We start from the raw sequence: 2,266 nt of genomic DNA on the forward strand, positions 1-2,266 counted from the left end.
GTCGTGTGGGACGCCTTCGGCGCCCCACACGCAAGCGTTAGGCCCTTCAAAAAGTTCAGAGTTATGACATCAACAAATTATTCATCAGATACACCAGTTTCATCTAAAGAAAATGACAGATTCTCGCGCTGGAGTTTCTCAGAGAGAGTTGCGCAAGTTATAGCGAAAAGAACTGACCCTTCATGCATTACTGTTGGTCTATATGGGGCATGGGGAGATGGTAAAACATCGGTTTTAAACTTTATTGAAACATCTTTAGAAGATAACGAGGATGTTATATGTATCAATTTCAATCCTTGGAGGTTTACTTCTGAAGAGAACTTACTATCAGGTTTTTTCCATTCAATAGCAGATGCCCTTGATGCGAAATTGATCAAAACAGAGGACAAACTAAAAGATATAATCAAAAAGTCTGCCTCTGGATTTGCTGCAGCAGCAGGAGCTAAAGGTGTAGGAGATTCAATTGCCTCTTTCATCAGTGGGCCTGATCTAGAAGAATTAAGAACAAGAATTGAGCATGAGCTTGAAGAAGCAAAGAAAAGAATCCTTATATTTATTGATGACATAGACAGATTAGAAAAAGAAGAAATACATGCCATATTCAAGTTGGTGAAATTGACTGCTGATTTTAAATATACATCATATATTCTTGCTTTTGATAAAGATGTAGTTTCTGACTCACTACAAGAGAGATATTCCAGCTCTAACAAACACGCTGGTGAAGCATTTTTAGAAAAGATAATTCAAGTACCATTACATTTGCCTGCTGTTGAGAAAAAGGCTCTGCGTGAATTTTGTTACGCAGGAATAAATGAAGCTTTATCCCTAGCAGAAATATCGCTCACAAGTAGGCAAGTTCAAGAGTTTATGCGTGATTTCACATATGCTTTTGATCAGTCACTTTCAACACCCAGAAAAGCAAAACTGTATGGCAACACTCTTCTTTTTGCACTACCAATTTTAAAAGGTGAAGTTAACCCTGCTGATTTGATGATAATTGAAGGTTTTAGAGTCTTCACACCAAATTTATATGAAAATATCAGGACAAACAAAGACTATTTTACCGGCGTATTCAGAGAAAGCAGGCATGGATCAAATGATGCATTAAAAGAAAAAATCAAGAACATAATTAACAAGTCACTTGATGAAGATAAAATTGAAGAAAAAGAAGGATACATACAAGTTTTACAAAATCTGTTCCCAAAACTCAATTCCGTCTATGGGAATATGACCTATGGATCAGATTGGTATGAGCAGTGGAACAATGAGCAAAGAGCCTGCACCGAAAGCTACTTTAGTAGATATTTTTCCTACTCAATACCGCATGATGATATTGCAGATCAAGCCATCCTAGATATGATCAAGGAGATCACGAGTATTGAAGACACATTAGATAAAGAAAAGAATCCATTCCCCAAAATAATCACATCAAGTAATTCTGAAACCCTCATTCGAAAACTAAGAAATAAAGTTTCACATTTGGAGCAAGGTGAAGTTAGGCCCCTTGCTCTAACTATATCCGCTTATAGTAGCCTCTACCCTAACCCTGAAACACTTTATAACTTTACTGTTCCTTTCACTCAAGCTGCTATGCTAATTAGCGATTTAGTGCAACGTCTAGATAAAGACGAAAGGATTAGTTTAGCGAAAGATTGCATTCAATGTTCTGATGGCATCGACTTCAGAACTGAAATTTTCAGGTGGCTAAAACGTGAAGATGAGAACAAGCCAGAAAGAGAAGGTTTTAATCAGGATGAGCAAAATGAAATTGGATCAGTGTTAGGAAACTCTATCTCCGAATATCTGACTGATGATCTTGATATTACAATCAGCAATCCAAATAATGCCACCACAATTTTATATTCAGCCAAAGAATACATTAACAAAGAGTTCTCTGAAAATTACTTGGTGCAGCAAATATTAAAAGATCCATATTTCATCTATAGGTTACTATACGTTTATACTCCAACAGCTTGGGGAATGGAAAGTGGTGTTTCTCATAAAAGTGACTTTGAAAGGTCACAGTACGATAATCTAATCTCTGTCATTTGCCCTGAAATAGTAAAGTCTGCTGTCAAGGATTTATACACTGATGAGGTAAGTCAAGATGAATCTTATCCCCATAACTATGACCATGAAGATGAATCAATATTATTAAAACAGTTTCTATGGATTCATAACTATGCGACCAAAGAAAGTATTGAAGGCTCAGAGTCTGAGGCCTAACAAAAAAATCCAGGTGACGCCTACGGCGCACCTGATTTAG

General features: G+C 36.7%; 1 protein-coding gene. It reads left to right on the forward strand.

The features are described from left to right. Nucleotides 1–63: 63 nt before the first annotated feature. Nucleotides 64–2,226 carry a KAP family P-loop NTPase fold protein gene (locus M3P05_RS20245; protein WP_249701944.1) on the forward strand — a complete coding sequence of 721 codons (2,163 nt, stop codon included), beginning with the start codon at nucleotides 64–66 and terminating at the stop codon, nucleotides 2,224–2,226. Nucleotides 2,227–2,266 lie beyond the last annotated feature (40 nt).

Origin of the sequence: Parendozoicomonas callyspongiae, assembly GCF_023502345.1 — a bacterium.
GTDB lineage: Bacteria > Pseudomonadota > Gammaproteobacteria > Pseudomonadales > Endozoicomonadaceae > Sansalvadorimonas > Sansalvadorimonas callyspongiae.